This is a genomic window from Microvirga sp. VF16 (genome assembly GCF_016864375.1).
In the GTDB taxonomy this organism is placed as follows: domain Bacteria; phylum Pseudomonadota; class Alphaproteobacteria; order Rhizobiales; family Beijerinckiaceae; genus Microvirga.
Map to the genome: position 1 here is coordinate 4,273,791 of NZ_CP069354.1, position 21,246 is coordinate 4,295,036.

Below are 21,246 nucleotides of genomic sequence, written 5' to 3' on the forward strand. Positions count from 1 at the left end.
CCGCTGTTTACTCAGGCTGCCAGTGACCACGACTGCTTCCTCTCGATCTCGAGGAGGTGTTCCGCCTTGCGGATGAACTCGCGTCCGGAAAGCCCTGGCTCGATTGGATCGAGATAAGAGATCGAGATCGTACCAGCGCGCTTGTAGTCACGGTCAGGCCCCCAGAACAGGCCTGAGTTCAAAGCCACCGGAAGGACCTTTCGGTCGAGCCTCGTGTAAAGCAACTCCACGCCGCGCTTGAACTCGACCGGCTGGCTCACCGACTTTCGGGTTCCCTCCGGAAAGATCAGCACGGAGCGGCCCTCGGCGAGAGCGGCCCGGCTTTCGTCGATCATCTTCCGGATCGCTTTCGAACCGCCTTCCCGGTCGATCAGGATCATCGGCGACTTGCGCAGGAACCACGACACGACGGGGATCGTCAGCAGCTCCTGCTTCGCGACGATGGCCACGTTCGGAACCAGGATCAGGAACGCCAGCGTCTCCCATGTGGACTGGTGATTGGCGATGATCAGGCATGGCTCGTCGGGAATATTGCTCCGCCCGCGTTCGGCATAGGTCAGGCCGACAAGCCATTTCAGGCTGACGAGAATGCCGCGCGCCCATAACCGAGACGTCATCCGGACCCCGCGTTCAGGGGAGCCGAGCAGCCACAGGACCGCCAAAGCGGGGGCGAAAAGCCCGGTCCAGACGGTCAGAAGAATATCGAACAGAATTGAGCGGGCGCGCTGCACGGCAAATGGCTTCTTTAAAATTGCGTGTGGTGTAATCGAGAAATGAAAAGGCTCGGTGCTCTTAGCGCATCGTGCGGACCCAGAGGGCCGCGTCAGCGAAAAGTGGATCCGGTTTTCCGCACCCAACGATGCGCAAGTCAAGAGCAGGGGCATCGGAAGTGATCCCAAAAGTGGGTCCACTTTTGGGTCCGATGCTCTAGGCCGCTGCCGGACATCGATGAGCGCGGGCAAGGACCATGCAGCGCCGCCACAGGAAAGCGGCGGCGCTTGCCAAGTTGGAAAAAGAATCGTCGGCTTTGCTACTTTGGCCTCGTTAGACCTTCGCGTCCGTCGTCTCGGTGCGCGGGGCAGCACTCGGAACCGCCGCCGGCCTGCGCGCTCCGGCAAAGCGCGGCTTGGGCTTGGGAGCTGCAATCAGCCCTTCCCGAATGGCCTGCTTGCGGGCGAGCTTGCGATTGCGGCGCACGGCTTCCGCCTTCTCGCGCGTCTTGCGCTCGGACGGCTTCTCGTAAGCCTTCCGCGCCTTCATTTCGCGAAAGATTCCTTCGCGCTGCATCTTCTTCTTGAGAACTCTGAGAGCCTGATCGACATTGTTGTCGCGTACGAGAACCTGCAAGGGATGTCCTTTCTCTAATTCGGTGGCGCCATTCCACCACGCCATCGGCAGTGGATCGGCAAAGGAAGTGCCTAAGAGACTACGTGCTTCGAATTTCGCTCTCGCGCACGGCCCGCTCGACCGCTCCGGACTTGATCCGGTACGAGACCTCTCCGCTCGGATCGGCCGGCATGAGCCGCACGACCTCGTAGATGCCGGCAGCGCTCAGTCGGGCGTCGGAGAATCCCGGATGCGCCAGGCGGACCATCTGCCGGAGTTTGAATTTATGAGACATCAGTCACTCTCCCTGCTGCTGAAGAGGCGCAGCTTACTTTCGTGCCTTGCGGGCAGCATAGCGAGCATCGCGGGCAGCCTTGCGCTCCGCTTCGAGTCTGGCATCGTTTGCCTCCTGCTCCGCCTTTGCGCGCTGCTCCTGCACCGCTTGATCCGCCGCGTGGGCTTCCCGCATGGCGGCGAGGCGCGCTTCTTCTTCAACGCGCTTTGCTGCGCGTTCAGCGAGACGAACATCGCGCGCTGCGCTCAAAGCGGCTCGGGCCAGACGCCGTTCGGCCACAGCCGGATCGTCTGCGTCGGGCCGCTGACGGAACTTCGCCAACATGGCCTGCTTCGCACTCTGAGACGCCTGAATTCGCTCGCCGAAATCTTTTTGCTTCATGTCACCTGTCAATCTTATGGAACTTGGAATGCCGGTTATCGGACACGCCGGATGCTGGTGATATTGCCTTCAGGAAGAGTGCCCTGCTCCTGCTGTGCCCGGGCCGTCATTTCGACAGCGCGCGCATCGGAGGCCTTTTCCGGATTGTCGATCCAGAGATAGGCGCGGCGAGCGTCGTCGTAATCGACCACGAACATCACCGATTTGGCGGGGTTCTTCCGAAACGTATACATGGTTCTCTCACCAGTCTGGCCAGTGGGACATTGGCCTGTCGAAAAGAAAAAAGCCGCTCCACCCGGGAGCGGCTCGCAGTGGCACTTAATTGAAGTGCCCTGGCATTCTTAGTCCGCCTGGATGTTGTTGACGGCAACCTTGCCGGAGCGGCGATCCTCGGCGGTGTCGAAGGAAACCTTCTGGCCTTCACGCAGACCGCGGATGCCGGCGCGCTCGAGAGCGGTGGCGTGAACGAACACGTCCTTGCTGCCATCGTCCGGCTGGATGAAGCCGAAGCCTTTTTGATCGTTGTAGAACTTAACGGTACCCGTAATCATGAGAGTATCCTTGGTGAGGCTTGGTGTGCACGTGAGCAAAGGGCGTGCTGTCGCACGACCTCACACTCGGGTTCGTCGATGTTTGGGAAGAGTGTCTGAACGTGCGCCTGGTAGGCCAAGGCGTAACGGCCCGATTGTCCGGCCAAATGTCGATAACTACCCATGTAGTGCTCACTTGCGGCGAATACAAGGCGGCTTCGGGCAGTAATTTGGCAGATCAATCAGGGCCGCAAATGAAGATCCCACGATCGATATGGGCTCTTCAGCATGTGAAACTCTGATTATCGGGGCATCTCGATCATGTTTGAGTTTCGGCTTTTCCAGAATTTTCGATCGCTTAACTTGCAATCCGCGGATAAGTCATTCATATTATATCGATCCAACCGACATGTTCGGCCTGCTCTCTGAAGCTCATGATCGAGCGCCGAGCCTGCTTTCCGCACCTTTGAAGTTTGGTCGCTGCGTGAAATTCGGCAGCGGATCCGTCGCTTTGCACTGCATGCGACTTCATCAACAATCAATGACAGCGGCACGGTCCAAAGCCAAAGCCGCTCAAGGATACCATGTACACAACCCCTCATACGAAACCGGCAAAGGCCCTCCCCCAGCCCACACCGAAGAAACAGCCAAGCAAGGCGCGCTCGCCCTGGCAACCCCAACAGACCAGTCTCACGCGCGAAGAAATTCGAGCGATCATTCTCGAGCAGATTGGGTAAACGATCGAGACTGAACAGGTGAACAGCTAAGGTGTGCATTCGCATTCCGGCTTTTCTGTTCTACATCGTGAGCGAGAGTGAGCGGCATCGGCGGTGGGACGGAACGGCCCCGCCCCATCCTCGCGTTCGACGGACGGGCTCTTACGTCGGCTGGCCCGACGCCGCACGGTTCCAGCCGCGGCCACCGTCTCCATAAGCCTCATGTCCGTTGACCGTGACGGCGACCGTGTCCTCCAGCTTGATGAAACCTCGCTGCGGGTGCTGAAGCGTTGTCTCGATCGAGATGACCATGCCCGCTGGGAGAGGACGGTCCCGGTCGAAGGCAGAATAAGGCCACGGGCTATTTGCAGTCAGCCGAGGCGCCTCATGGCTGATCAGGCCCATGCCGTGCGCGACAAAGCTCGCCTTTCCGGCAGTCAGCCGCGGCATCAACGGCTCGACCGCTGCATAGATCTCCCCACCGAGCACCCCATCCCGAAGAGGTTTGCGCGCTGCGTGCTGGACCTCATCGATCTGCTCCAGCAGTTCACGGAGCTCGGCATCAGGCTCACCCAAGATGCCCATGCGGCAGAGATCGCCGATATAGCCCCGGTAGTTGCCGCCAGAGTCCAGCGACATGATATCGCCCTCTTCGAGAACCTGATCCGACGGGGCACGGTTGAGGCTCTTCCCAGCCGTGATCAGGCAGTATTCGAAGAGCAGTCCTCGGACGGTCTCCTCGCGCCGAAGGGCTTCAACGACTTCGCGTTTGGTCTGGCCTGGACGCACGGTCGAAAAGACTGCGAGCATGGCGTCGACGACGCCTTCGGATGCCTGCCGCAGCAACTGCAATTCCGCCTCCGTCTTCACGGCCCGCAGGCGCTCGAGCGTGAAGACCGCATCTACGATCTCGCTTCCTGGCGTCGCGTCCTTCAGGACGAGATAGGCATCGGCAGGCAGAAAGCCTGCCTCGATCCCAATCCGCTTCAAGGGATATCCGAGCTGGCGAAGATGGTCGACGCAAAGCTGCATGGCATCGGTTGTTGTCCGCGCCGCTGCCTGAACGTTGGGAAGCCAGAAACGCCCCAGCTCCTGCTCGAAGGTTTCGTGCGAGTTGGCGATGTAGGCACTCGCCTCGGGGCGTCCGCGCCAGTAGATGAAGATGGGAAGATAGCGGCTCAATCCGATCGCATCCATGTAGTCGAACATGAAGAAGCGGTAGCCGCCCAGCATGTATTGAACGTTGTGCTTGGACGTGACGATCAGCACGTCAAGGCCTTCCGCCTCCATCAACGTATCAAGCTGCTGATGATTGAAGGGAGGAACGCCCCGGTCAGAAGGCGTGTTGGAGGCGTTCTCGGAGGTCATCGACTTCTCCCGATGCTGCCATGGCACCTTGGCCCGAGCTTATCACAACTGCCAAGATTGGAATACTCTGCACTTCGTCCAGATGCGATCGAACGCCACGACAGGAAGCAGCATCTTGATCGCAGAGCGAAGGTCTGGAGCTGGCACGGAACCGAAGTCCACGAACCGTAGGGACCTTCCGCTGACCCGAACTGTCAACGTCATGTCCTGATCGATCAAGCATCATGGAATGGGAAGGCTAAATTTCACTTCGATCATGCGCGCGAGCGGCGCACCATCCGGTAACGCGCTGCAGATCGCAAGACTTGCCGATTGCGGCCGGCGCGGACGCGGGCGGCAATCGCATTGACGGTGCATCGCAGGCGGATGTGGACCGACGCTTGCCAGGATGGAGGTCAGCCTGACGCCGTCGAGGACAAGATCCGCACTCTCATAGTGAGAGAACGAAGACTGGGTGAAAGGTGGCAGAGATGAAGCTTCTTCCGATCGCATTATCGACACTCATGGGCGGGTTCCTGGTCGCAAGCACCGAAGAGGCCCGTGCCGTGGTTTACTGCCAATACGTCAATTATCCGGTCGGCTGCGTCGCACGGCCCGGCGTCGTGTTGCGGCCGCGACCGGTCGCACGGGCCGTGGCGACGCCGGGCGTCGGCGCCCCGGGTGTAGGGGTGCGGCCCGGAACACCGATGAACCGTGGCGGTCCGGTCAATCGGGTGGGCCGGCGCTGAGCTGCCATCTTGACGTGTCCGGCAGAATCGAGCCTCTCCACTCGACATCAACGGAGTCTTGGGCGGATCGGACCTGCCATGTGCAGGCCCGCGCACGAATACGAGATCGACCCGCCCAAACCCCAAGGGGACGTTCGATATCGATCGGTATCCTTGCCTCACTTCCGACTGCTGCGGCCCACATGATGGCCTCCTTGGCAGGATGAGCGAGGCTGGTTTCGGCATGGCAGCGGAACGGATGCCGTGGTGGGCGTGGACATGGCCTGTCGTGGCCTGGGCCGTCCTCCTGACGGCGCTCTTCGTGGGGTCGGGCGGCCCGATGGCAGCAGTGGCAGGAGCCGTCCTCATCGCCACCGTGTTCGCGGCCGTGTACCACGCCGAGGTCGTCGCCCACCGGACGGGCGAGCCGTTCGGCACGCTGGTTCTGGCCGTCGCCGTGACGGTGATCGAGGTGGCCCTCATCGTGTCCGTCATGGTTGCGGCGCCCGGCGAAAAGGCGGGGCTGGCCCGGGACACGGTCTTCTCCGGCGTCATGATCGTGATGAACGGCATCGTCGGCCTGTGCCTGCTCTGGGGCGGTGCCCGCCATCACGAACAGGGCTTTCAGGTCCACGGCGCCAGCGCCGCGTTGGCCGTCCTGGCGGCGCTCACCACCCTCTCGTTGGTTTTGCCGAACCTCGTGTCGAGCATGCCCGGTCCGGCGTTCAGCACCCCGCAGCTCGTGTTCGAAGGGGTAGTGTCCCTGGTGCTGTACGGCGCGTTCGTCTTCATCCAGACCGTGCGGCACCGCGACTACTTCCTCCCGCCCGAGGCCGGCGACGAGGAGGCGCACGCCGCACCGCCCTCGAACCGGACGGCCGCGATCAGCACCGGCCTGCTGATCGTTTCCCTGGTGGCCGTCGTGGCGCTCGCCAAGTCCCTGACGCCGACGCTGGAGGTGGGAATCGCCTGGCTCGGCGTGCCCGAGGCCGTGATGGGGATCATCATCGCGGCCGTGGTGTTGCTGCCCGAATGCCTGGCAGCGCTCAGGGCGGCCCGGGCCAACCGCTTGCAGACCAGTCTCAACCTGGCGCTCGGGTCGGCTCTGGCGGCCATCGGCCTGACGATCCCCGCGGTCGCCGCCGTCTCGATCATGCTGGACCAGCCTCTGGAGCTTGGATTGGACGAAAAGGACAGCCTCCTGCTGGCGTTGACGCTCTTCATTGGCGTGATCACGCTGGGGACCGGCCGGACCACGGTGCTCCAGGGCGCCGTCCACCTGGTCATCTTCGCGGCATTCCTGTTCCTCGCCGTCGTGCCGTAACAACGCTTGGGTGGGTGGCGGACCTCCGGCGGGGCGATCCCGTCCAATCGTTCCGCTGACAGGCGAAGCCCAAAGGATTATGCTGACGCCACAAGCAAGGATCCCGCGTTCGACTTCGGCTCGCGACGGGCCATTTTTGATCGACATCCCTGTCGACGTCGCTGCGTACCGCGTGGCTGCGCAAGATCCGAGGCAGGGAGGCAACGCAGCCTTGGGCGCCCCTCCCGCCATAAGACCATCCAAGACATCCCGGGGATCGGATCCCGATCAGGACGGCACCCCGGCGTTGCCGGTGACGTGCCGGGGAGGACGTCATGGGAAGGGCTGCCGGTGGCAATGCAACGGCAGGGATTGGCAGAGGGAGGTTGAGATGTTGTCACGACGACACTTTTGCTGCGCGGGTGTCCTGGTCGGCACGACCGCGGCCTTCGACGGGTCTCTTGCCGCCGATGCATGCGCGGTGCAGACGCGCGAACGGCAAGCGGCCCTGAACCCCGATGACGCGCTGGCGGAACTCAAGGCCGGCAACGAGCGCTTTCTGTCGCGGAACATGCGCAATTGCGACCTCCTGGATCAAGTCAGGGCGACGGCCGGCGGGCAGTATCCCTTCGCGGTGGTCATCGGCTGCATCGACTCCCGCGTGCCGCCCGAGCTGGTGTTCGACCAGCGCATCGGTGACATCTTCAGTGCCCGCATCGCCGGCAATGTCACCGAGGATGACGTCGTCGGCAGCGCAGAGTTCGCGACCAAGCTGGCCGGGGCGAAGCTGATCGTCGTGCTGGGGCACAGCGAGTGCGGCGCGGTCAAGGGCGCCATCGATGGCGCGGAACTCGGAAAGCTCACCCATCTGCTCCAGCGCATCAAGCCGGCAATCGCGGCGAACGGGAACGCCCCGGGGGAGCACACCTCGAAGAACAAGGAGTTCGTGCAGCAGGTCGCGACAACCAACGCCAAATTGGCCGCCCAAGGGCTTCAGGAGGACAGCCAAGTCCTTCGTGACTTGGTCGCTCAGGGTGAACTCAAGATCGTCGCGGCAATGCATGACGTCGCCACCGGGCGCATCACGTTCATGGAATAAGTGTCCTCGGAATAAACGTTCGGCTCTGGCACATCTGAGACCAAAGCCCCGAAGGCAGAAATCCTCACTTAACTGTCTGGATGCGAGACCTCCTTGGCGTGAGCGACGACCTGGAGGGCTTGAGGCAAAGCGTGTGGATCGGGTGGCTTCGCGCGCCGATTGGCCAGCTTCGGCTCAGCGACCAAGCGGCTTCGCACGACCTCGTCCGGTGATCGCCCCTTGAGCACGCGCTGGCGTCTTCTGTTGTAGGCTTGGTTGAAGCCCTTGAGCAGCGTCTCCAGATCCCCATGGCTGTAGATCGTGATGCCGAGCACTTCACGCTGCACCCGTCCATTGAAGCGCTCGGCGAGACCATTCGTCTGCGGCGTATACGGCTTGGTCCTGCGATGCTCCACCTTCAACTGGTGGCAGGCGTCCTCGAAGCCATCAGCGGTAAAGCACGAGCCACGGTCGGTGAGCACGTGGGTGACCTTGAAGGGAAACGCGCGGATCGCTTCTTTGAGGAAGGCAATCGCGCTTATGGCCAGCTCGTCGTCTTTGACGGCCAGGTGCACCCAGCGCGAGCAGCGGTCGATGGCGACATAGAGGAAGCGTTTGCGGCTCTCGCCATTGGCGGTTCTCAGCTTGGGCAGGTGTTTGATGTCCATGTGCACGAAGCCGAGATCGTAGTCCTTGAAGGTGCCGCTCCGGCGCTGGCGCTGCTGCGCCGGTGGCAGGCGGCCTAAGCCTTCAGCCTTGAGGATGCGGTAGACCGCATCACGGTTGAGATGCGGCAGGAAATGCGTGACCACGAAGGTCAGATCGTCGAGCGGAAAGCCGGTGGCCTGCCTCAGGGCGCAGACGATGGCGCGTTCCTCCTCGGTGGCCCTCCAGGGCAGCTTGTGCGGCCGGCTGCTGTGGTCCTGACAGTCTTTGGGGCCGCGCTTGCGCCATTTGCGGACCGTCTCGGTGCTCACACTGAAGCGCTGGGCCAGCACGCCCGTCGGCTCGGATGAGCGGGCAATCTCCTGGCGGACGGCTGGAGTGGTGCGGGCTTGCGGATGAAGGGAGTGCATCATGTCCTCCTGCGATGAGGAGCTCGGCGCCGCAGGCCGTCAAAGCGCCAAGCATACTCCTCAATCGCGCAACGCACTTGGTCCCAACAACGTTCCGCCACCAGACACTTTAACCAGACATTCCGACAGGTTGGCGAAATTCTCTGTTTGACCGAGAGTGTGTCAAAACGCAGGATCTGGTAGCGTAGTGCAGTAGCATGGACTGGAGGGATCGCGATGAAGCGGTTTGTCCAAGGCCAGGAGCGCAGCCAAGGCACGCTATTCCCCGTTTGCCTCGACGAGTACATCAGCGACGATAATCCGGTGCGGGTGATCGACGTCTTCGTGGACGAACTCAACCTGCGCGCGCTGGGGTTCGACGGCGTTGTCCCGCAAACGACAGGCCGCCCGGCCTATCATCCGGCCGCCCTGCTCAAGATCTACATCTACGGCTATCTCAACCGCATTCCCTCGAGCCGTCGTCTTGAGCAGGAGACCAGCCGCAACCTCGAGCTGATCTGGTTGACCGGCCAGCTCCAGCCGGATCACAAAACCATCGCCCGCTTCCGCAAGGACAACGGACCGGCCATCCGGGCGGTATGCCGCCAGTTTGTCGGGCTGTGCCGCAAGCTCAACCTGTTCTCACAGGCGGTGGTGGCCATCGACGGTTCCAAGTTCAAGGTGGTCAATGCCCGCGACAAGAATTTCACGCCAGCCAAGATCGCCAAGCGGATCGAGCAGGTGGAGGCCAGCATCGCGCATTACCTCTCCGCCCTCGACACGGCGGATCGACAGGAGCGCGAACTGGCGCAGGAGAAGGCAGGCCGGCTCAAGGACAAGATCGCGGCGCTCAGAGAGCAGATGCAGCAATTCCGGGAGTTGGAGCAGCAAGTGCTGGCCGCGCCCGACCAGCAGATCTCGCTGACCGATCCGGATGCTCGCGCGATGGCCACCCGCGGCATCGGCACAGGAGTCGTGGGCTACAACGTCCAAGCCGCGGTGGATGTCCAGCATCATCTGATCGTCGCGCATGAGGTGACCAACAGTGGCTCGGATCGGGGCCAGTTGTCGGGGATGGCTCAGCAGGCGCGGACGGCCATGGGCACGCCGAGCCTGGAGGCTCTGGCCGACCGCGGCTACTACAAGGGCGAGGACATCCTGGCCTGCGAGCGAGCCGGCATCACGCCCTCTGTGCCCAAGACCCTCAGTTCCGGCGCTAAAGCCGAAGGCCGCTTTGGCAAGCAGGACTTTGTCTATCATCCTGAGGATGACACCTATCGCTGTCCCGCGGGAGAGCGCCTGACGCGACGGTGCTCCACCGTCGAGCATGGGATGCTGCTGCACCTCTACTGGACCACCTGCTGCGAAAGATGTGCGCTGAAGGAGCAATGCACGACCGGCAAGCAGCGACGCATCAAGCGCTGGGAGCATGAAGACGTGCTCGATGCGATGCAGGAGCGGCTCGACCGGGCGCCGGAGACGACGCGCCTGCGCCGGCAGACGGTCGAGCATCCGTTCGGGACGATCAAGGCGTGGATGGGCGCCACGCACTTCCTGACCCGAACCTTGGAGCGGGTGCGCACCGAGATGAGCCTGCATGTGCTCGCCTACAACCTGAAGCGGGTTCTGGCGATCCTCGGCCCTGGACCACTGATGGCGGTGATGCGGGTATGAGGACCCTCGCCGGCACTCATCCGAGTTGGCGACTATCGTGGGCAGGCAAGCTAACCCCTTAGTCATACAGGATACGCAGCAGTAGCCCTCATCACGATCAGATGGCCAGCGCTCGCCAGAAGACCATCCGCGCCTGCCCCGCAGGTCACAACCGGCGTTTTGACACAGCCTCGACCCATTCCGGACCTTAAGACATTAATGTAGCCGCTGAAACGTCCTCAGGAATTTGCACGCACCTCAAAGGTATAGCGTAGATGCACCATGCCCTAATTGAGAGAAGATACGTTCTGCAATTGAGGGGGCCGTCTGCCTTTGGTGCCGTTGGCAAACGGAGGGATACGGCCGGCGCATTTTCTGCGGTCATGCCTCTGACTACAATCAGCAAAGGTGATAGGTCGCATTCCATCGCTGCATTGGTTTTCAGCCGGTTTCGCTGCTAGGGAACGGCTGAGCCCAATCCGCCTTCGGAGCCTGCCATGCCTCGCTTTCCGTACGAGACTGTCGACGTCTTCACCGACCGCCCCTTCGGTGGCAATCCGCTGGCTGTCTTCACCGATGCGCGCGGGCTTTCCGACGCGCAGATGCAGGCGCTGGCGGCGGAGATGAACTACAGCGAGACAACGTTCGTCCTGCCCGCCGACGATCCAGCTAATGATGCCCGTGTGCGCATCTTCCATCGCACGGCCGAGATGCCCTTTGCCGGCCATCCCAATGTCGGCACGGCGTGTGTGCTGGCGCGCCAGGGCCGCGACCGCGACGGCGTGCTGCGCTTCGAGCAGAAGGCTGGCCTCGTCGAGATCGCAGTGGAGCGCGATGCAGGAGGAGCCGTGACAGGGGCGGTTATCGCGGCGCCGCAGGCCTTGTCCCTCGGTATGGAGTTGCCGGTCGACGAGATCGCCGCCTGCGCCGGGCTTTCCGTCCCCGATATCGTTACAGCAGCCCACAAGCCGGTGCACGCCTCGGTCGGCGTCAAGTTCGTGCTGACGCAGGTCGAGCCGGAAGCTCTTGCCGGAGCGACGCCCGATCTCACCGTTTTTCGCAAGCTCGTGCGGCTGCATGGCGAATTGGCCGGACGCTTGTCACTGTTCCTCTATGCGCGTGACGGCGATACGATCCGAGCGCGGATGTTCGCACCGCTCGCGGGCACTTGGGAAGACCCGGCCACAGGCAGCGCCGGCGCCACGCTGGGCGCACTGCTGCTCTCGCTCGACGGCGGCGACAAGGCCGCCTTCACCATCACTCAGGGCGTCGAGATGGGCCGGCCGAGCTTGCTCAAGGTGACGTCGTGGCGCGCCGAAGATGGCTATCACTCGCGCGTCGGCGGCAGTTGCACCCCGATGTTCCGGGGCGAGGCGCTGCTTTAGAGAACCGAGTGCGCAAGGAGCGTCCCTCCGCGACATCAAGCCGGAACCCGGGAAGGACTGCTTCTGGCACGTCTGCGCCTTTAGCGAGATTTCCGTGGTGCAAAGCTAAGCGGACCTTTGTGCATCGTCCGACAACCGCATTTGATCCTCGCGTCAATTCCTCGGCCCGGACAGGTCAGGACGACAAATCGGCCAACGATCCAGGGAGAAATTCGGACAAGGTGTCACTGAAGGCCTGATGCGAGAACGGCTTCAACAGCACGCAATTGTGCTGATAACGCTGAGGAATGACGCTGGAATCGTAGCCTGTCATGAAGATGAAGGGGATGTTGCGATAACGCAGGACATCCGCAATGGGATAGACCACGTGGCCATCCACATTGATGTCGAGGATGGCGAGATCGATATCCGCCTCGAGCGCCAATGTCATGGCCTGTTCGAAATTGGCGGCCGGGCCGACGACGTGTCCTCCGAGATCGCACACCATGTCTTCGATCAGTATCGATACCATAGTTTCGTCTTCGACGATGAGCACGCGGGGCTGCCGCTGATCAGGCATCGGAATCCTCGCGATGGTCCCGACCGGGTGAATGGATCCCTGCATGTGAGCCTCGCTGTTTCGAATGGACGACGTGTGCCTCGCTTGACCCGAGGAATCGTCCATGCGGGTCAGGGTCGTCGGTTTCAACAAGGGTCCTGCCGCTCGTGAGCGGCAGGACGTTCAGCTCGCTTACCGCCGCTGTGCGGCCTGGATGTCCCGGGCCTCATCGATGACCTGATCGAACACGTCAGGATCGATCTCGAGTCCGAGCTTCTCGTTGAGGATCTCGACGGGCTCCTCCGGCACACCGGCCTTCGACAATGCGGCCAGAGCCTTGGCGGCCTCGGTGATCTCGGCATCGGTGATCTCATCCTCGGTGCCCTTGCCCAGCGCCAGGGCCTTCTCGTAGGTCGCGATGAGGCCGACCGTCGAATGAGCCGCCGCGTGCTGCCGGGCTGTCGCCGAGGCATTGACCGCATTCATGCGGCCGAGCTTGGCGGTATCGAGACCGATGGTCCTGGCGTTCGAGGCTGCCTGCTTCGCTTCGGTGGAGACTTTCGTGTCCTTGGCCTCGCGCGTGGAGCTGCGCGCCTGCTCGGCCCGCGCCTGACCCTTTTCCTGGCCCTTTGCGGATGCATCGCCGGGGCCGGAGCTACGGCCGCTGCGCTCGCTGCCGCCTCCGCGGGAGCTCTCACCGCCGCCACCGCGCGAACCGCCGTCGGAACCGCCTCCATGGCCGCCGCCATTGCCCCCGCCGCCGGAATTTCCGCCGCCGGAGTTGCCACCGCCATTGCCGCCGCCGTTCCCTCCTCCGTTGCCGCCACCGCCGCCGTTTCCACCGCCATTTCCACCACCGTTGCCGCCGCCATCGCCACCCTTGGCCTGGGCCTGTGACTTCTCAAGCTTGAGCGAAGTCATATCGAGCGACAGAGGCTGCAGGCTGACGGCGAGCCCCAGGGCGAGAGCCGAAGCCGTGAGAGCAAGACACCGTGTCATGAAGTTTCCTTCCGAGAGATTATTGGGCCTTTGAGCCCATTACCCGAGAGTTACGTGAGAAAATTTCCCACGTCAACTTTGGTGTGGGATTGCTTCCCACATGCAATCCGCTTACCTAGTCGGTATGTCCGGCGACGCCCTCCGCTCTCTCGAACCAGCCAAGCTGCACGCCCCCCTGGCGAGGCTGCTGCGCCCGCTCGTGCGCCTCCTGATCCGGAGCGGGATCACGTTTCCCATGCTGGCGGAACTGCTGCGTGAGCTCTACGTGAACGTCGCCGAGTACGATTTCGCCCTCCAGGGCAAGGAACAGACGGACAGCCGCGTCAGCCTCCTCACCGGCATCCATCGCAAGGAGGTTCGCCGGCTGCGGGGGGCGGGAGCGCCCGTCAACACGGTGCCGGCGACCGTCTCTCAGACGAGCCGGATTCTGGCCCGCTGGCTGGCGGATCCGGAATTCACCGACAGCAATGGCCGCCCCTTGCCCCTCCCGCGCATCGCCGAGCCGCCGCAGCCATCCTTCGAGCGCCTCGTTGCCTCTGTGACCCGCGACGTGCGGCCTCGCGCGGTGCTGGACGAGTGGCTCGATCGCAAGCTGATCGTACTCGATGCCGAGGACCGCGCCGTTCTGGTCGAGGCGGCCTACGTGCCGCGCGGCGGGGACGATCAGCAGCTCTACTATCTCGGACGCAATCTGCACGATCACATCGCCGCTGCGGTCGCGAACGTGGAAGCCTCATCGCCGCAATTCCTCGAACGGGCCGTCCACTATGACGGGCTGACGAAGGAGCTGGCGGAGCAGCTTCAGCAACGCTCGCGCGAGGTTGCTATGGAAGCTCTTCAGCAGCTCAATCGTGAAGCCCACGCCGCCAGCGACAAGGCACCGCCCGGTCAGTGGCGATGGAACTTCGGCGTTTATGTCTATTCCGAAGAAGTTGCGCCCCCTGCGGCGGCAGAGACGTCCACCAAGAGCAACGATAAAGGAAGCTAGGACGTGACGGATCACGCCGTTTCGATCGCACGAAAAGCGGCCTGCTGGCTGGCCGCGCTGTCGCTGCTCGCCGTTCCGCTGGAGACGGCGCGGAGCCAGAGTGCGCAGGACCGCGGCATTGGCGGCACCGGGGTGATCTCAGATGATCAGGATGGCGACCGAGGCATCGGCGGCACGGGCATGATGGGCCGGATCCGCGGCTTCGGCAGCATCATCGTCAATGGCTTGCACGTGAACTATGCGCCGGACGTGCCGGTGCGGATCGACGGACAGCCTCGGGCAGTTGCCGACCTCAAGATCGGTCAGGTGGTGCGGGTGGTTGCCGAGACCCGCAACGGCGTGCTGGCAACACGGCAGATCGATGTCGCCAGTGAAGTTGTCGGCCCGATCGAGACCACCGGCAAAACGACGCTGAAAGTGCTCGGCCAGACCGTCTCTCTCGAAGCACTCGGCGCCGCGAGTCAGTGGCAGCGCGGCGAGCGCGTGGCGGTGTTCGGCCTGCGGCGACCGGATGGAACTGTCGTTGCGAGCTTGATCGAGCGCCGGGATTGGGGTCCTGACAGGGTCGCCGGCCGTTTGACCAAATCGCGCGACGGCAGCTTCAGGATCGAGCAATTGAGACTGACCGGTGTCGATCCTGCGCTCGTCGGCGCCAGGGCTGTGCTCGAGGGATCGATTGACAACGGCGCTCTCAAGGTCACCGACGCGGCACGGGAACGGGACCTCCTCGGTGGGAATGCGCGACGGCTCTCCATCGAGGCCTATGTCGAGCGGACGCGCAGCGGGCTGCGTCTCGGTTCGGGGCTAGAAGTGGCTGGAAGCGCCTCCTCGGCTCTGCCCGTCGGATCATACGCTCCTGCGGTGGTAACCGTCGTGTCCGATCAGCGCGGGCGCCTCGGCATCGAGGGTGTCTCGCTCGAAGGAAAGCCGACACCCTCGAGCGGACCGCGCCAAGGGCTGGATACCGGCAATTCCCGCAACACGCCAGCCGATGCGCAGGGACGTGGAGCCTCGCCGCAACGCGATCTGCAACCTGGATCTGGTCGCTCCCTCCGCAACGACTCCTCGCCTGGCATGGCACGCGGGCGTGACGATCAGAGCGGCTCCTCCGGCAACCGCTCCAGTGCAGGCGGCAACGGCAATAGCGCCAATGGCGGAGGCAATCACGGCGGCGGTCGGGGTGGCGATCACGGCGGTGGCGGTGGTGGCGGCAAAGGAGGCGCAGACAGCGGTGGCGGCGGTAGCGGCAATGGAAATGGCGGCGGCAACGGCCGCGGCGGTGGAGACAACGGAAATAGTGGCGGCAATGGCGGTGGGAACGGCGGCGGCAACGGCAGAGGCGGAGGCGAAGGCGGAGGAAGGCGTTAAAGAGGATTCCACTTGCGTGGAATCCTCTCTTTTCTTTGCCGCATTTTTCGGCGAACCGAATCCGCTTCGCCGAAAAACGTTCTAAAGCATGCCTTGTCAGAACGCGCGAGCTACTCCCTCACTCGCGGCGGCCTGTTCGGTGCTGTTCCTGTCGCTCTTGAGTTGGCTTGCGCCGGAACACCATCCACAAGCCAACGATCAACAGCATTGCGGTCGTGGGCCAATGGAACCAGATTTCGTGCAGGCCACTGAAGGCGTTGATCAGAAATAGAAACCCGCTGATGACAAGGACCGCCGCGACAGGGCGTGGAAGATTGGCGAACCAATCGGAGGATGACCGCACGCCCCTTTTCAGGGGGTGCTCATCCGAGGCCGGTTGCGTGGCAACCTCGTTGACGATGCCAGGGCGTTCTTCCATCGTGCCATTGACGGTCACCCGGTAGCTCGTCACGGGAGCTGCCACGTTCTTCATCTGCTGCCGGCCGAGATAATCGAAGCCCACGGACAGCTTGTTGTGGACCTGATCGTAGACCGGACCGGAGATCAGGATCCCACCGGGATCGGCCAGTTCCTGGAGTCGCGCCGCGATGTTGACGCCGTCGCCGTAAATGTCCGAGCCGTCGACCATCACGTCGCCGAGATTGATGCCAATGCGGAACCGCATGCGCTGCGCCTCAGGCAGATGAGGATCTTGGGCGGCAAGCTCCTGCTGGGTTTCAATGGCACATTGCACCGCCTCGACGACGCTGGCGAACTCGGCGATGACGGCGTCACCCCAGGTGTTGACGATCCGTCCGTCATGGCGCTCGATCAGTGCCGCCATGGCGGTGCGATAGCGGCGCAGCGTCTCCAATGTGCCGGCCTCGTCCGTCTCCATCAGGCGTGAATAGCCCTCTACATCGGCACACAGCACGGTGGTCAGCCGCCGTTTCAGCTTGTCGGTCATGTCCGACATGATAGCGCCGAACCTTCCGAAAAGCATGAGCCGTCGCAGCTCGCATCATAGCCGCTGAAAAGTCAGCGCCTGGTACCGGGCTGCGGATCGGCCCTCGTCAGGCGGCCCGATTGAACAGCCGTCTCCAGCCCCGCGTCTGGGACTCCGGTTCGACTTCCGCCTCAACTTGCGTCTCAACCTGGGGACTAAGCTTTTCGACGCTTTCGCTGGGCTCCGTCTGGGGCACATGATCTGCTTCGGCTTCGGACACACCCTCGACCACCGGCTCCGCCGCGGGCCGGACGGCAGGCTCCAGGACTTCGATCCGCCCCTCGAAATCGTCTTCCTTCACGTAGGCGATGATGTAAGGCAGGCTCCGAGGGGTTGAGATCTCGTGCCCCAGAACAACCTCTCGGGTAGTTTTGAGCGAGAAACTCAGACCCCGGAAAGTATTGATGTCGTTACGGTCAATGACCCCTTCAACAAAACTACGCGTCGTCTTGGGAGGATAAAAATACACACGCACCTTAGCGCCGACTGACAGCTCCATCTACCTACCTTTTCTTCTTGTTGGGTGGAGAAAATTTCCAAGGAAAGCAGCCTACTGGCAAATCGTACTTTTGTTGGGCAAGACCAATCGCATAGCGGCCGCCGCTTAAACTGACGGCTTTGGAGGCTCCAAAACCCTTCACAGGACGATGAGCATGAACCGGCGCAGGAACAGGGATAAACGGGTTTATACTTGTTCCGCTTGGGAAAGGCCCTATAAGGGTATTAACTTTTACGACCTCGACAGGATCGCCCTCCCGTGCCCGCCAAGTTCGTTCGCAGCGTGTCGCTCACGCGGGAACTGACCGCATTCATCGACGAGAAGATCGGCACCGGCCATTACCGCAGTGCCAGCGAGGTCGTTCGGGCCGCTCTGCGCCTGTTGGCTGAACAGGATCGCCGCGTGGAGCCCAGCCATCATCAGCAGAACAAGAACAACCGCGATGGACAAGAAGTCACCTCCGTTTGACCCCGCCTTCGTCCGTGGCGGCGAAATGGGCGCGCTCATCGGCGCGTACGACTGGTCGAAGACCAGCCTGGGGCCGATTTCCGACTGGTCGCCAAGTCTCAAATCCGCTGTCAGCCTCCTGCTCCCCGCGAAGGCGCAGATCGTGTTGTTCTGGGGACCGGACTTCATCGCGCTCTACAACGACGCCTACGCGCCGACCATCGGCGACAAGCATCCGCGAGCCCTCGGACGTCCGGCGCGGGAAAACTGGAGCGAACTCTGGGACGATCTTGAGCCGCTACTCCAGAGCGTGCTTCGCACGGGCGAGACGGTCTTCGCCAAGGATCGGCCCTTCTACATCGAACGACACGGTGCTCCCGAAGACGTGTACTTCGACATCTCCTACTCCGCGGTTCACGATGAGGCAGGCGCGGTGGCGGGCGTCCTGTGCATCGTCAGTGAGACGACTGAGCGTGTCCTGGCGCAACGGGCGCTGGCGAAAACCCAGGAGCGTCTGTCCCATGCCCTCAGCGCGTCGGGGATGATCGGGACCTTCGACTGGCACATCCCGTCCGACAGGTTCTACTCGGATGCGAGGTTCGCGACGATGTTCTCCGTCGATCCTAAGAAGGGCGAGAAGGGCGCGCCGCTTGCCGACTATCTCGCCGGCATCCATCCCGACGACAGAAGCCGGATCGCCGATGCGGTCAATCAGGCCATCGCAACAGGCGAGAAATACATTCAAGACTACCGCCTCCTGCACCGGGACGGTTCGATCCACTGGATCGAGGCGCGCGGTGAGTGCCTCTACGACAAAGCCGGGAAGCCAATACGATTTCCCGGTGCCGTGGTTGACATCACCGAGCGCAAGCAGGCCGAGGAGGTCGAGCGGTGGCTGGCTGCGATCATCGAGTCGTCGGACGATGCCATCATCAGCAAGAATCTCAACGGCATCATCACAAGCTGGAACAGAGGGGCGGAACTGCTCTTCGGCTATCAGGCCGAGGAGGTGATCGGACGGCCGATCACCATCCTGATTCCAGAGGATCGGCTGGAGGAAGAGCCGAAGATTCTCGAACGTCTCCGCCGGGGCGAGCGCGTCCATCACTTCGAAACCGTTCGCCAGCGCAAGGACGGCAGTCCGGTCGAGATCTCGCTGACGATCTCGCCGGTTAGGAACGCACAGGGCGAGGTCGTCGGTGCCTCGAAGATCGCGCGCGACATCACCGAGCGCAAGCGGGCCGAGCGTCTGCAACAGACCCTGGTGCATGAACTGAATCACCGCGTGAAGAATACACTGGCGACCGTGCAGGCCATCGCGCGGCAGAGCTTCCGCACGGGCCCGTTGGACATTGGAGCGCGCGAGATTTTTGAAGCGCGGCTGCAAGCTCTGTCCCGCGCTCACGACCTGCTCACACGCGAGAACTGGGACGGGGCCGAAATGGCGGCAGTTGTCGCCCAGGTTCTTGCTCCCTACCAGCGCCAACGCTTCGAAATCGGCGGGCCGGAACTACGGTTGACACCAAGGGTAGCGCTGGCATTGAGCTTGGCGTTGCATGAGTTGGCGACCAACGCGGCCAAGTACGGCGCGCTCTCCGTCCCGACGGGGCGAGTGGCGATTACGTGGACCGTTACGCCCGGCGATCCGCCACACCTCGCCTTACGCTGGCAGGAGCGTGGAGGCCCTCCGGTGTTGCCGCCAGCCCAAAAGGGTTTCGGATCGCGCCTGATCGAGCGCAGCCTGGCGCTGGAACTCGCGGGTGAGGTCGCCATCACCTATGATCCTGCCGGAGTTGTATGCGACGTGAATGCGCCCATACCCACCGCGTGGGAGACGGACGTCGAAGCCGCCTGAAAATGCATCTCTATCCGGCTCCGTAAATGCGTTTATCGGCATGATGGCTTTACGAGGCGCCGGGCGTCGCCCCTCAACGGCTGTGAACTGCATCACAGCATGTTCTTCTCCCCTCTGGCATAGGGCTCGCTGAGCAGAAACGCGCTCGCAACCAGAGGAGAGCAGCATGTCCTTTTTTAAGCCCTACTCCAGTGATCTGAGCACTCGTCCCGAGATCAGCGAACTCACCCCACATACCATCGACGGTACCGAGGCCGATGAAACGCTGTCGGGCCGTTCAAGCGATGACACGGTCAACGGCGGCGGCGGAAACGACACTCTGTTCGGCAAGGAAGGTTCCGACCATCTGGACGGGGGACCGGGAGCCGACCGTCTCTATGGCGACGAGGGCCCGGACTATCTCTGGGGCAACACCGAAAACGACGAGCTCTTCGGTGGAGATGAAGACGATACCCTGGGCGGTGAGGACGGCAGTGACCTTCTGATGGGCGGTCTGGGCGCAGACCAAATGATCGGCGGCACGGGTCAGGATACGTTCTACTACAATGACGCGATCAACGAGAGCCCGTCCACTTCTACGCACTCGGACCGGATCCTCGATTTTCACTACAACGGCGATAACGACAAGATTGATCTTCCGATCGCCGGGACGTCCGACAATTTCGTGTGGGAAACCACCGAAGCGACCTCGATGGACGAGGCGCACGCCGAGGCGAACCAGAACCACAGCAACGAGGGCCTGACCTATGTCTACCTCGCCAACGAAACCGACGATACCGGCTATCTGTTGGCGGACCTGAACGGGACCGGCAATTTCGAGACTGGCATTACGGTCGTGGGCGCCGGTCAGCCGGGTGAGTTCAACTCCGACGCCATTGTCTAGAGCATCGGACCCAAAAGTGGACTCCACTTTTGGGTCCGATGCTCAATCCCTTAAGTAGCGCATCGTTCGGGGCGGAAAACCGGATCCACTTTTCCGCACGATGCGCTAACTCGGAAATCGCGTGGATGGGGATCGCCCGTCAGTATGGCGATCTCCTTTCTGCTCCCGGCCAGAGCGTCAGGATGCCAAGAGCTTGTTTGGCTCCATCGATGAATGCCCTTCTGGATTCTGATGTCGCCTTGCGCAACGTGCGCGCCACAATCTTCCGAGCGTCTCGCGGAGGGGCCGGAAGCCCGCTCGAAAAGGTGCTCACCGCGTCTGGTACGAGTGAAAAATGTAATCTTTTGCCTCCACGATCGTGTGGCACGCGTGTCCGCAATTGGAGCCTTGCCCATCGGGCGTGAACGTCTTGGATGCAGCGTCATAGTTGAAGTTGGCATATCCCCATCCGCCACTGTCGGGAAATCGCTTGCTGTCCTTTTCAATGAAAGCAACATTCCTCAGAGTGTCCGGCACATTTACGGAAAAGGGTGACTCGGCACTCTTTTTCGGTATCCACTGGATCTTCGCAATCTTCGAGCCGTCGGGGAATTTCGTGCCGTTGCCGGGAACGCCGTTTCGATAGGCTTCGATCATCGCCGGATTGGCCATGATCACGTTGAGCACCGCATCGCCCTCGCCCGACATCGCCGGGCCGGTCGCGTCGGTCATCGCGACGGAGACGACCTCCCAGCTTTCGTATCCCCTGAAGTCGGAGAATGCGAGCCCATCGGGCACCTGCACCGTGTACTTGTCTTGTGCGGCTATGGCGATACCGCCCAAGGCGGCCGGTATCAACGCAACAATCATCAGCGAGGATGGAATTTTCGTCATGGTCATTCCTCCGC

23 protein-coding genes are annotated in these 21,246 nt (G+C 62.3%); 10 read left to right on the plus strand and 13 right to left on the minus strand.

What is annotated here, in order from left to right; translation table 11 throughout:
- Positions 1 to 11: 11 nt before the first annotated feature.
- The 7 genes from JO965_RS19990 to JO965_RS20020 form a co-directional block, all read right to left on the minus strand.
- Entirely contained in the window at positions 12 to 731 is a 720-nt protein-coding gene (locus JO965_RS19990) for a 1-acyl-sn-glycerol-3-phosphate acyltransferase (protein ID WP_203440752.1), read from the minus strand.
- A 313-nt stretch (positions 732 to 1,044) separates the two neighbouring features.
- Entirely contained in the window at positions 1,045 to 1,347 is a 303-nt protein-coding gene (gene rpsU / locus JO965_RS19995; protein WP_203440753.1) for a 30S ribosomal protein S21, read from the minus strand.
- A gap of 79 nt (positions 1,348 to 1,426) precedes the next feature.
- A complete protein-coding gene (locus tag JO965_RS20000; protein WP_203440754.1) occupies positions 1,427 to 1,621 on the minus strand; it encodes a hypothetical protein in 195 nt (64 codons plus the stop codon).
- 33 nt (positions 1,622 to 1,654) lie between these two features.
- Positions 1,655 to 2,002 (minus strand): DUF6481 family protein, encoded by a 348-nt coding sequence (locus tag JO965_RS20005; protein WP_203440755.1) that lies wholly within the window; start codon positions 2,000 to 2,002, stop codon positions 1,655 to 1,657.
- Positions 2,003 to 2,037: 35 nt separating this feature from the next.
- Positions 2,038 to 2,235 (minus strand): hypothetical protein, encoded by a 198-nt coding sequence (locus JO965_RS20010; protein WP_203440756.1) that lies wholly within the window; start codon positions 2,233 to 2,235, stop codon positions 2,038 to 2,040.
- A gap of 108 nt (positions 2,236 to 2,343) precedes the next feature.
- Positions 2,344 to 2,553 (minus strand): cold-shock protein, encoded by a 210-nt coding sequence (locus JO965_RS20015; RefSeq protein ID WP_152711391.1) that lies wholly within the window; start codon positions 2,551 to 2,553, stop codon positions 2,344 to 2,346.
- A gap of 857 nt (positions 2,554 to 3,410) precedes the next feature.
- Positions 3,411 to 4,616: a Xaa-Pro peptidase family protein gene (locus tag JO965_RS20020; RefSeq protein ID WP_203440757.1), complete on the minus strand. Its 1,206-nt coding sequence runs from the start codon at positions 4,614 to 4,616 to the stop codon at positions 3,411 to 3,413.
- A 470-nt stretch (positions 4,617 to 5,086) separates the two neighbouring features.
- Here JO965_RS20020 and JO965_RS20025 point away from each other — a divergent pair, with 470 nt between their 5' ends.
- The 3 genes from JO965_RS20025 to JO965_RS20035 all read left to right on the plus strand — a co-directional run bounded on the left by JO965_RS20025 (position 5,087) and on the right by JO965_RS20035 (position 7,725).
- Positions 5,087 to 5,344 carry a hypothetical protein gene (locus JO965_RS20025; protein WP_203440758.1) on the plus strand — a complete coding sequence of 86 codons (258 nt, stop codon included), beginning with the start codon at positions 5,087 to 5,089 and terminating at the stop codon, positions 5,342 to 5,344.
- A gap of 202 nt (positions 5,345 to 5,546) precedes the next feature.
- Positions 5,547 to 6,647 (plus strand): calcium:proton antiporter, encoded by a 1,101-nt coding sequence (locus JO965_RS20030; RefSeq protein ID WP_203440759.1) that lies wholly within the window; start codon positions 5,547 to 5,549, stop codon positions 6,645 to 6,647.
- Between the two features lie 370 nt (positions 6,648 to 7,017).
- Positions 7,018 to 7,725, plus strand: a complete 708-nt coding sequence (locus JO965_RS20035) for a carbonic anhydrase family protein (RefSeq protein WP_203440760.1) — start codon at positions 7,018 to 7,020, stop codon at positions 7,723 to 7,725.
- 68 nt (positions 7,726 to 7,793) lie between these two features.
- Here the strand turns inward: JO965_RS20035 and JO965_RS20040 are convergent, their stop codons facing one another.
- Entirely contained in the window at positions 7,794 to 8,780 is a 987-nt protein-coding gene (locus JO965_RS20040; RefSeq protein ID WP_203444277.1) for an IS481 family transposase, read from the minus strand.
- 216 nt (positions 8,781 to 8,996) lie between these two features.
- On the opposite strand from JO965_RS20040, the gene JO965_RS20045 reads away from it, so the two are divergent.
- The gene (locus JO965_RS20045; RefSeq protein ID WP_203440761.1) at positions 8,997 to 10,433 is read left to right on the plus strand and encodes an IS1182 family transposase; all 1,437 of its coding nucleotides are present in this window, start codon (positions 8,997 to 8,999) and stop codon (positions 10,431 to 10,433) included.
- Positions 10,434 to 10,909: 476 nt separating this feature from the next.
- Entirely contained in the window at positions 10,910 to 11,797 is an 888-nt protein-coding gene (locus tag JO965_RS20050; RefSeq protein WP_203440762.1) for a PhzF family phenazine biosynthesis protein, read from the plus strand.
- A 175-nt stretch (positions 11,798 to 11,972) separates the two neighbouring features.
- On the opposite strand, the gene JO965_RS20055 is transcribed toward JO965_RS20050, so the two are convergent.
- Both JO965_RS20055 and JO965_RS20060 read right to left on the minus strand, forming a co-directional pair.
- Entirely contained in the window at positions 11,973 to 12,356 is a 384-nt protein-coding gene (locus tag JO965_RS20055) for a response regulator (protein WP_203440763.1), read from the minus strand.
- A 171-nt stretch (positions 12,357 to 12,527) separates the two neighbouring features.
- The gene (locus JO965_RS20060; protein ID WP_203440764.1) at positions 12,528 to 13,334 is read right to left on the minus strand and encodes a hypothetical protein; all 807 of its coding nucleotides are present in this window, start codon (positions 13,332 to 13,334) and stop codon (positions 12,528 to 12,530) included.
- 124 nt (positions 13,335 to 13,458) lie between these two features.
- Here JO965_RS20060 and JO965_RS20065 point away from each other — a divergent pair, with 124 nt between their 5' ends.
- Positions 13,459 to 14,322: a DUF6502 family protein gene (locus tag JO965_RS20065; protein WP_203444278.1), complete on the plus strand. Its 864-nt coding sequence runs from the start codon at positions 13,459 to 13,461 to the stop codon at positions 14,320 to 14,322.
- Between the two features lie 3 nt (positions 14,323 to 14,325).
- A complete protein-coding gene (locus tag JO965_RS20070) occupies positions 14,326 to 15,690 on the plus strand; it encodes a DUF5666 domain-containing protein (RefSeq protein ID WP_203440765.1) in 1,365 nt (454 codons plus the stop codon).
- Between the two features lie 118 nt (positions 15,691 to 15,808).
- Here JO965_RS20070 and JO965_RS20075 read toward each other — a convergent pair whose 3' ends face one another.
- Positions 15,809 to 16,645 (minus strand): adenylate/guanylate cyclase domain-containing protein, encoded by an 837-nt coding sequence (locus JO965_RS20075; RefSeq protein WP_203440766.1) that lies wholly within the window; start codon positions 16,643 to 16,645, stop codon positions 15,809 to 15,811.
- Between the two features lie 97 nt (positions 16,646 to 16,742).
- Complete coding sequence (locus JO965_RS20080; RefSeq protein WP_203440767.1) at positions 16,743 to 17,174, minus strand: hypothetical protein; 432 nt, start codon at positions 17,172 to 17,174, stop codon at positions 16,743 to 16,745.
- A 258-nt stretch (positions 17,175 to 17,432) separates the two neighbouring features.
- Here JO965_RS20080 and JO965_RS20085 point away from each other — a divergent pair, with 258 nt between their 5' ends.
- The 3 genes from JO965_RS20085 to JO965_RS20095 all read left to right on the plus strand — a co-directional run bounded on the left by JO965_RS20085 (position 17,433) and on the right by JO965_RS20095 (position 20,359).
- Positions 17,433 to 17,642 carry a type II toxin-antitoxin system ParD family antitoxin gene (locus tag JO965_RS20085; RefSeq protein ID WP_203440768.1) on the plus strand — a complete coding sequence of 70 codons (210 nt, stop codon included), beginning with the start codon at positions 17,433 to 17,435 and terminating at the stop codon, positions 17,640 to 17,642.
- Positions 17,617 to 19,476 carry a PAS domain S-box protein gene (locus tag JO965_RS20090; RefSeq protein ID WP_246776629.1) on the plus strand — a complete coding sequence of 620 codons (1,860 nt, stop codon included), beginning with the start codon at positions 17,617 to 17,619 and terminating at the stop codon, positions 19,474 to 19,476. Before JO965_RS20085 ends, JO965_RS20090 begins: the two co-directional genes overlap by 26 nt.
- Before the next feature lie 166 nt (positions 19,477 to 19,642).
- A complete protein-coding gene (locus tag JO965_RS20095; RefSeq protein WP_203440769.1) occupies positions 19,643 to 20,359 on the plus strand; it encodes a calcium-binding protein in 717 nt (238 codons plus the stop codon).
- A gap of 309 nt (positions 20,360 to 20,668) precedes the next feature.
- Here the strand turns inward: JO965_RS20095 and JO965_RS20100 are convergent, their stop codons facing one another.
- Positions 20,669 to 21,232 carry a cytochrome P460 family protein gene (locus tag JO965_RS20100; protein WP_246776630.1) on the minus strand — a complete coding sequence of 188 codons (564 nt, stop codon included), beginning with the start codon at positions 21,230 to 21,232 and terminating at the stop codon, positions 20,669 to 20,671.
- Positions 21,233 to 21,246: the final 14 nt, after the last annotated feature.

Coding starts and splice junctions, on each gene's coding strand:
- JO965_RS20000 (WP_203440754.1), bottom strand. CDS start 1,621: ATGTCTCATAAATTCAAACTCCGGCAGATGGTCCGCCTGGCGCATCCG.
- JO965_RS20005 (WP_203440755.1), bottom strand. CDS start 2,002: ATGAAGCAAAAAGATTTCGGCGAGCGAATTCAGGCGTCTCAGAGTGCG.
- JO965_RS20010 (WP_203440756.1), bottom strand. CDS start 2,235: ATGTATACGTTTCGGAAGAACCCCGCCAAATCGGTGATGTTCGTGGTC.
- JO965_RS20015 (WP_152711391.1), bottom strand. CDS start 2,553: ATGATTACGGGTACCGTTAAGTTCTACAACGATCAAAAAGGCTTCGGC.
- JO965_RS20020 (WP_203440757.1), bottom strand. CDS start 4,616: ATGACCTCCGAGAACGCCTCCAACACGCCTTCTGACCGGGGCGTTCCT.
- JO965_RS20025 (WP_203440758.1), top strand. CDS start 5,087: ATGAAGCTTCTTCCGATCGCATTATCGACACTCATGGGCGGGTTCCTG.
- JO965_RS20030 (WP_203440759.1), top strand. CDS start 5,547: ATGAGCGAGGCTGGTTTCGGCATGGCAGCGGAACGGATGCCGTGGTGG.
- JO965_RS20035 (WP_203440760.1), top strand. CDS start 7,018: ATGTTGTCACGACGACACTTTTGCTGCGCGGGTGTCCTGGTCGGCACG.
- JO965_RS20040 (WP_203444277.1), bottom strand. CDS start 8,780: ATGCACTCCCTTCATCCGCAAGCCCGCACCACTCCAGCCGTCCGCCAG.
- JO965_RS20045 (WP_203440761.1), top strand. CDS start 8,997: ATGAAGCGGTTTGTCCAAGGCCAGGAGCGCAGCCAAGGCACGCTATTC.
- JO965_RS20050 (WP_203440762.1), top strand. CDS start 10,910: ATGCCTCGCTTTCCGTACGAGACTGTCGACGTCTTCACCGACCGCCCC.
- JO965_RS20055 (WP_203440763.1), bottom strand. CDS start 12,356: ATGCCTGATCAGCGGCAGCCCCGCGTGCTCATCGTCGAAGACGAAACT.
- JO965_RS20060 (WP_203440764.1), bottom strand. CDS start 13,334: ATGACACGGTGTCTTGCTCTCACGGCTTCGGCTCTCGCCCTGGGGCTC.
- JO965_RS20065 (WP_203444278.1), top strand. CDS start 13,459: ATGTCCGGCGACGCCCTCCGCTCTCTCGAACCAGCCAAGCTGCACGCC.
- JO965_RS20075 (WP_203440766.1), bottom strand. CDS start 16,645: ATGTCGGACATGACCGACAAGCTGAAACGGCGGCTGACCACCGTGCTG.
- JO965_RS20080 (WP_203440767.1), bottom strand. CDS start 17,174: ATGGAGCTGTCAGTCGGCGCTAAGGTGCGTGTGTATTTTTATCCTCCC.
- JO965_RS20090 (WP_246776629.1), top strand. CDS start 17,617: ATGGACAAGAAGTCACCTCCGTTTGACCCCGCCTTCGTCCGTGGCGGC.
- JO965_RS20095 (WP_203440769.1), top strand. CDS start 19,643: ATGTCCTTTTTTAAGCCCTACTCCAGTGATCTGAGCACTCGTCCCGAG.
- JO965_RS20100 (WP_246776630.1), bottom strand. CDS start 21,232: ATGACGAAAATTCCATCCTCGCTGATGATTGTTGCGTTGATACCGGCC.